This window comes from Arthrobacter oryzae (assembly GCF_030812315.1).
Taxonomy (GTDB): Bacteria; Actinomycetota; Actinomycetes; order Actinomycetales; family Micrococcaceae; genus Arthrobacter; species Arthrobacter oryzae_B.
Map to the genome: position 1 here is coordinate 324,246 of NZ_JAUSSM010000006.1, position 6,807 is coordinate 331,052.

Annotated in this window: 6 protein-coding genes; 5 read left to right on the forward strand and 1 reads right to left on the reverse strand. The window is 67.6% G+C overall.

Going from position 1 to position 6,807, the window contains the following annotated elements; translation table 11 throughout:
- Window positions 1-2: 2 nt before the first annotated feature.
- Entirely contained in the window at window positions 3-1,109 is a 1,107-nt protein-coding gene (locus J2S97_RS14465) for a GTP pyrophosphokinase (RefSeq protein WP_307050592.1), read from the reverse strand.
- A gap of 256 nt (window positions 1,110-1,365) precedes the next feature.
- Here J2S97_RS14465 and J2S97_RS14470 point away from each other — a divergent pair, with 256 nt between their 5' ends.
- The 5 genes from J2S97_RS14470 (at window position 1,366) to J2S97_RS14490 (ending at window position 6,671) form a co-directional block, all read left to right on the forward strand.
- On the forward strand, window positions 1,366-2,163 hold the full coding sequence (locus tag J2S97_RS14470) for an alpha/beta hydrolase (RefSeq protein ID WP_307050609.1): 798 nt from the start codon (window positions 1,366-1,368) through the stop codon (window positions 2,161-2,163).
- A 149-nt stretch (window positions 2,164-2,312) separates the two neighbouring features.
- Window positions 2,313-3,662, forward strand: a complete 1,350-nt coding sequence (gene nhaA, locus J2S97_RS14475; protein WP_307050593.1) for a Na+/H+ antiporter NhaA — start codon at window positions 2,313-2,315, stop codon at window positions 3,660-3,662.
- 89 nt (window positions 3,663-3,751) lie between these two features.
- The gene (locus tag J2S97_RS14480; RefSeq protein WP_307050594.1) at window positions 3,752-5,101 is read left to right on the forward strand and encodes an MBL fold metallo-hydrolase; all 1,350 of its coding nucleotides are present in this window, start codon (window positions 3,752-3,754) and stop codon (window positions 5,099-5,101) included.
- A 48-nt stretch (window positions 5,102-5,149) separates the two neighbouring features.
- Window positions 5,150-6,154 (forward strand): carbohydrate kinase family protein, encoded by a 1,005-nt coding sequence (locus tag J2S97_RS14485; protein WP_307050595.1) that lies wholly within the window; start codon window positions 5,150-5,152, stop codon window positions 6,152-6,154.
- 10 nt (window positions 6,155-6,164) lie between these two features.
- Entirely contained in the window at window positions 6,165-6,671 is a 507-nt protein-coding gene (locus tag J2S97_RS14490) for a YbhB/YbcL family Raf kinase inhibitor-like protein (RefSeq protein WP_307050596.1), read from the forward strand.
- The last annotated feature ends 136 nt before the right edge of the window (window positions 6,672-6,807 follow it).

A 6,807-nucleotide genomic window follows, 5' to 3' on the forward strand; every position in this document is an offset into this window, starting at 1 on the left:
TCCTAGGGCTTGGTCTGGCGGTAGCGCTCGATCTGCTTCAGCCGCCGCAGGAGGCTGTCGCGCCGGGGGTGCGGAACGGCGTCGGGCGCCTCCGCGGTGAGGTCAATGTGTTTGGTGCCGTACTGCCACAGCAGCAGGTCATCCAGCAGCCGGTCCGGGCCGGGGGAGTACCTGTGGTCCAGGGCCTTGCGGACTTCGGTGATCCGGTTGGCGCTGAGCAGCCCTGCAAGCTGTACGGTCTGGTTGAGGCCGTGGGCCGCCATGAGTTCGGCTGCCCATCCCCAGTCATCATCCACTTTACGGTCAACGTGCGGCAAGAGCGTGCGCCAGACGTCGCGGATCCGGTTGGGCGTGAGCTGCGCGGCGCCTTCGCCCTCCATGTCCCAGTAGCCACGGACTTCCTCGTAGCGTTCGTGCAGGTCCGCGAAGGCCCCTTCCACCGTTTCCAGCATGGCGGCCGTGGCGGTGAACTGGCGGTCAAAGTGCGGCGTCCAGGCGCGCGGGTCCTCGGCCTTGAAGCGGATATCGTGCTCGATCTCACTCCAGGCGTGGGCGAAAACGGTACGGATCTGGCATTCGAAAAAGTAGCTGCCGTTGGGCTGGAGGTCGGGGTTGAACACCTGCTGGTACTCCTTGACCGCCTCGTTCTGGATGGTCCGCAGGATCAGGTGGCGGCTGGAGTAGCCGTAGGTGCCGGACTCGATGGAGCCGATGTCCTTTTCGCGGTCGCCGCGGCAGTCAAAAAGCTGGCGCTGGCGCTTGATGAGGTTGGCCACCACGGCGTTCTCGGCCGGGAGCTTGGTGATGACGCGGACGCCCACCATGTCGTTGAGGGTCCGGAACGGATCCGGGAACTTCAGCATTGGCGGTCCGCCCGGCTCCAGCGGCTCCTCGGTCCGGGAGATCTTTTCCTTGAACGACTCCACTGTTTTGGTGCGGCCGGTGACGAACAGGGGCGTCACCTCGGTGTCCTTGAGCATGCTGCGCAGCGTGAGCAGGACTTCCCGCGTGACCAGCTTCAGGGCAGGCCGGACCCGCTCATAGAGCTCCACGTTTTCCTGCACGGATTGGCGCAGGCCTGCCTCCAGGCGGTCCCAGTTGGTAGCCATGTTTCCAGCTTACGGGTGGCGTACGACAGCCCGGGGGCAGACACCCCCGGGGACCGCCGTCGAACGGTCTGCCGTTCACTGGTGCAAGGAGTCCCCGCTACGGTTGCTGGCGCAGGCTGACCGGCGCCCAAGGTAGGCTCGGCACATGGCTGATCTGCGGCGTCGGACCCTGCTTTGGCGGGGGCTGCCCGCCGCAGCAGCGGTGACACTGGGGGCACTGTCCGCTTCCTGTTCGTCGGGCCCGAAGGAGGACGCAGTGAGGCGGCACAAGTATCAGTACGGCGGTGACCCCAGCCAGTGGGGTGAGCTCTTCCTGCCGGAGGCCGTGGGAACCAAAGGCGTGGTGGTGGTGATCCACGGCGGGTACTGGCGCTCGCAGTACGGCGCCGAGCTGGGCGAGCCGCTGGCCCGGGACCTTGCCATGCACGGAATGCCGGCCTGGAACCTGGAGTACCGCCGCGCCGGCAACGGCGGCGGCTGGCCGCACACCTTCGAGGACGTGCTGGCGGGAATCGACAAGCTCAGGGACGTCGCCGGGATCCACGGGCTGGGCCTTGACAAAGTGGTGGCCCTGGGCCACTCGGCGGGCGGGCACCTCGCCGTCTGGGCGGCCGGCCGGACCCGGCTCGGGCAGCTCGGCGCGCCTGACGCGGACCGCCAGCTGCAGCGGAAGAACGACGACGACGGCGCCGTGCAGCTCACCGGTGTGGTCAGCCAGGCCGGCCTGCTGAACCTGGCCGCCGCCGAGAAACTCAACCTCAGCAACGGCGCCGTCAGCAACCTGCTGGGCGGCTCGTCGGGGAAGTACCCGAAGCGGCACAAATTCGCCGACCCCATGAGCGCTGTCCCGCTGCGGGTCCCCGTTTACGCCGTCCACGGCAGCGACGACGAAGATGTTCCCGCGAGCCAGTCCGAGTCCTACGCGGGCGCGGCCAAGGCCGCGGGCGGACCCGTCCAGCTGCTTAAGGTGCCGGGCGACCACTTCTCCCTGATTGACCCGAAGGCGCCGGCGTACCGGAAGTGCCGGGACCTGGTGCAGGAGCTCCTGGGCTGAGCCGGCGCCCGGCCCGGCCAGGCCAGGTTCCGGGCGGCCAGCCACGAATCCCGTTTAGTCCAGGGCAGGGTGGTTCGCCTAGACTGTACGAAGGTGAGCCGGGAAGTCTGGTCGGCGTAGTTTTGTCGACTCAACTTTTAGGACTCCCCATGAGCCAAGCACCCCTGCCCACGCCCGGCGCCAAGCCCCGCACCGTCCTCGGCTACGGCAGCTACGCGGAATCGCTGCGCATCGGCGAGATCCTGCGCAAGGAAACGGTGGGTGGAGCCCTGCTGGTGGCCGCGGCCGTCATCGCGCTGATCTGGGCAAACTCACCGGTCTCCGACAGCTACTTCGCGCTGCGGGACTTCCGGATTGGCTATGAGCCCTGGCACCTCGAACTGAGCCTGGGCGCCTGGGCTGCCGATGGTCTGCTGGCCATCTTCTTTTTCCTGGTGGGCCTTGAACTCAAGCGGGAATTTGTGGCGGGCGACCTCCGCCAGCTGAACAAATCAATCGTGCCCGTGGCGGCAGCGGCCGGCGGCGTGCTTGTCCCGGCCCTGATCTATGCCGCGGTGAACATATACAGCCCGGAAACCCTGCGCGGGTGGGCCATTCCCACCGCAACAGACATCGCGTTCGCCGTCGCGGTGCTGGCAATCATCGGCTCGCACCTGCCAAGCGCCCTGCGCATCTTCCTGCTTACCCTGGCAGTAGTGGATGATCTTATTGCCATCAGCATCATCGCTTTCTTCTACTCCAGCGACATCCAGGCGGCTCCGCTCCTGCTCGCCCTCATCCCGCTGGCGCTGTACGCCTTCCTTGCCCAGAAGTACCGCCGCTTTTTCGGCACCCACTTCATGGCTGCCTGGGCCATCCTTCTCCCGCTCGGCATTGCCACGTGGGCGCTGGTGCACGCCTCCGGCATTCATGCCACGGTGGCCGGCGTGCTGCTCGGGTTCGCCGTCCCGGTGCTCCGTTCCAAGGCCGGCGGTGGTCCGGAAGCCGGCCCCGGCCTCGCGGAAATCTTCGAACACCGGTTCCGTCCCATCTCCGCCGGCGTGGCCGTTCCCATCTTCGCCTTCTTCTCCGCCGGCGTTGCCACGGGAGGCTGGGAAGGCCTGGGGTCTGCCTTGGCCGACCCCGTGGCCATCGGCATCATCATGGCGCTTGTCCTGGGCAAGCCTGTCGGCATCATGGGCACCACCTGGATCCTTACCAAGGCCACCAGGGCGCGGCTGGACGCGTCCTTCAAATGGATCGACGTTTTCGGCGTCTCGCTGCTGGCCGGAATCGGCTTCACCGTGTCCCTGCTGGTCGCGGAACTCAGCTTCGGCCACGGCAGCCTGCATGACGACCACGCCAAGGTGGGCATCCTGGCGGCGTCGCTTCTCGCCGCAATCCTGGCCACTGTGGTGCTGCGGACCAGGAACCGGCAGTACCGCCTGGCCGAGGAGCGGGAGAAAGTTGACTCGGACCAGGACGGCATCCCGGACGTCTATGAGCACGGAAGCCGCTGACGCTCCAGGGATCCCTTGAAACGACATACCCCTAGGGGTATGCTTTTCGGTACGGTCGGGAAGCTGCCGCGCCCGCCGAGGAGGATGCCATGGATGTCATTGTCATCGATACCCCGCAGCTGGGGGACCGGAGCTACCTGGTGCACGACGGCACAGTCGGGCTTGTAATCGATCCGCAGCGGGACACGGACCGGGTGGAAGCCGCCGCCCGTGAAGCGGGCGTCACCATCACCCATGTCGCTGAAACCCACCTGCACAACGACTACCTCACCGGCGGCCTGGAACTCGCCAAAGCCCACGGTGCGAAGTACCTGGTGAACGCCGCAGACGCGGTGCAGTTCGAGCGCGAAGCCATCACCGACGGCCAGGCTGTCCGCGTGGGATCCCTGACCGTGAAGGCCGTCGCCACGCCGGGGCACACCCACACGCACCTGTCGTTCATCGTGGACGACGGCGAAAAACAGGCGGTCTTTTCGGGCGGCAGCCTCCTCTACGGCTCAGTGGGCCGGACCGACCTCGTGGCCGACGCGGACACCGTGGGCCTCGCCCATAACCAGTACGCCTCCGTGCGCCGCCTCGTGGCCGAGGCCCGGGAGGACGCCGCACTCTTCCCCACGCACGGCTTCGGCTCCTTTTGCTCGGTGGGACCGGCCACCGGAGCCGGTTCCTCCACGGTGGGCGAGCAGCTCAACGCCAACCACGCCCTGACCGACCCGGACGAGGACCACTTCGTCCAGGAGCTCATCGCCAATCTCTCCGCCTATCCGTCCTACTACGCACACATGGGCGCCCGGAACGCCAACGGACCCGGGCCGGCGGACCTCGCCGTTCCGGAGTCCGTGGACCCTGCTGAGCTCACCCGCCGCCTTCACGACGGCGAATGGGTGGTTGACCTCCGCCGCCGCGTGGCCTTCGCCGGCAACCACCTCAAAGGCAGCGTCAGCTTCGAATACGGGCGCGGCTCCAACTTCACCACCTACGTTGGCTGGGTCCTGCCCTGGGATGAGAAGCTGACCCTGGTGGGCTCGCACGACGACGTTGAAAAAGCCGTCCGCGACCTTTCCCGCATCGGCATCGATTCACCGGATGCCGCCGTCGGAACCGAACCGCAGGCACTGGCCCCGGATGCCGCCATCGACTCCTACCCGCGCGTGGGCTGGGACGGCCTGCTGGCGGGCCGCGCCGAAGATGACACGGTCCTGGATGTGCGACGCGCGGATGAGTTCGCGGCGTCCCATGTGGCCGGAGCGGTCAACGTCCCGGTGCACCAGCTCCTGGCCCGCATGGACGAAGTGCCCGCGGGAAAGCTGTGGGTCCACTGCGGCTCCGGCTACCGCGCCGGCGTCGCAGCCAGCCTGCTGCGGCGTGCGGGCAGGGATGTGGTCCACCTGGATGCGAGGTTCGGCGACGCCGAGGCGGCCGGTGTCCCCTTGGATTAAGGCCGAAACGGGAGCGCGCGAGGCCCCGTTCTCTGGCAGAGTATGAGCATGCTCACAGTTATTGGCGAAGGCCTGGTCGACGTTGTCCAACGCTCCTCGGGAATCGAAGCCCACGTGGGCGGCAGCCCGCTCAACGTGGCGGTGGGGCTGGCCCGGCTGGACCATCCCGTCCAGTTCATTGGCAGGTTTGGGCGCGATGCCTACGGCGAGTCCGTGGCGGCGCACCTGAAATCCAGTTCGGTGATGGTCCCGCAGGGCCCGGATGCCCTGCCAACCAGCGTGGCCACCGCATTGATCGACGACGACGGCGCCGCCACCTACACGTTCGACCTCGCCTGGGAGCTCCCCGGGCTCAGCAACCGGCTGCCGTTCATGCTGCAGGGCACCACCCTGGTGCATACCGGTTCCATAGCCACCATGCTGGCGCCGGGCGCCGCGGAGGTTCTTGCCGCCGTCGAGCACGCCCACCCCTCCGCCACCATAAGCTTCGACCCCAATTGCCGCCCCAGCATCATCACCGACGTGGACTATGCCCGCCGGCAGGCGGAAAAGTTCGTAGCATTCGCCGATGTGGTGAAGGCCTCCGACGAGGACCTCGAATGGCTGTACCCCGGCGTGGACGTCCTCGAGTCGGCCCGGCGGTGGCTGTCCCTGGGCGGATCCGAGGGGCCCGCCCTGGTGGTGGTCACCCGCGGCGCGGCCGGTCCCTGGGGCATCACAGCCGCCGGTGAAGCCGAGTTCCCTGCGCCCAAGGTCGATGTGGCGGACACCGTCGGTGCTGGGGATTCCTTCATGGCCGCGCTGATTTCCGGACTGGTGGACCGGGGCCTGGACGGGGCGCAGAACCGGAAGGAGCTCCGTGAATTCCCGGCCGAATCGCTCCGTGAACTGTTGGCCCATGCCACCTGGGCGGCGGCAGTAACGGTGTCCCGGCCCGGGGCGAACCCGCCCACCAGGGCCGAGCTGAACCACTTCGAACTCGGGACCCTGGAAAGAGACGCAACGCTTCTCGCCGACGACGACCTCAGGAATGCCGACTCCACCAGCAACTGAAAGGCAGCAGATGTCCACCCACTCCCCATCCCTGCGCGTCAGCAGTGAGTCCTTCCACGACGGCCAAACCCTGCCGCCCGCCCAGCGCAGCGGCAAAATGCGTGCCGGCGGCAAGGACGAATCGCCGCAACTGAGCTGGAGCGGCGCTCCGGACGGCACCAAGGGCTACGCCGTTACGATGTTCGATCCCGATGCCCCGGGCCGCGGCGGCTTCTGGCACTGGGCCGTGCTGGACGTCCCCGCCGGGGTGAGCTCGCTTCCCGCCGGAGCCGGAGACGAGGGCGGGCGGCTGCTTCCGGCCGGTGCGCTACAGCTGAAGAACGACGGCGGCTTCCACGGCTACCTGGGCGCCGCGCCGCCGCCCGGCCACGGTCCGCACCGCTACGTCGTCACGGTCTACGCCCTGGACGTGGAGCACCTCGGGCTGGACGCCGGGTTCAGTCCGGCCAAGCTGGAGCAGAAGCTGGCGCCGCACGTCCTGGGCCGCGGGACGCTCACGGGCATCTTCGAGCGCTGAGCCTGCCGAAATCGCCGGAAAGCTGCGAGTTCGCCGGAAGTTCGGAATGAATCAAGCTGTTTGTGACAGCTGGTTGGTTTTGTAGTTGATGCCGGCGTGGGCCGGGGCGGCTGGTGCGGTGGGTTTGTTTCGGTAG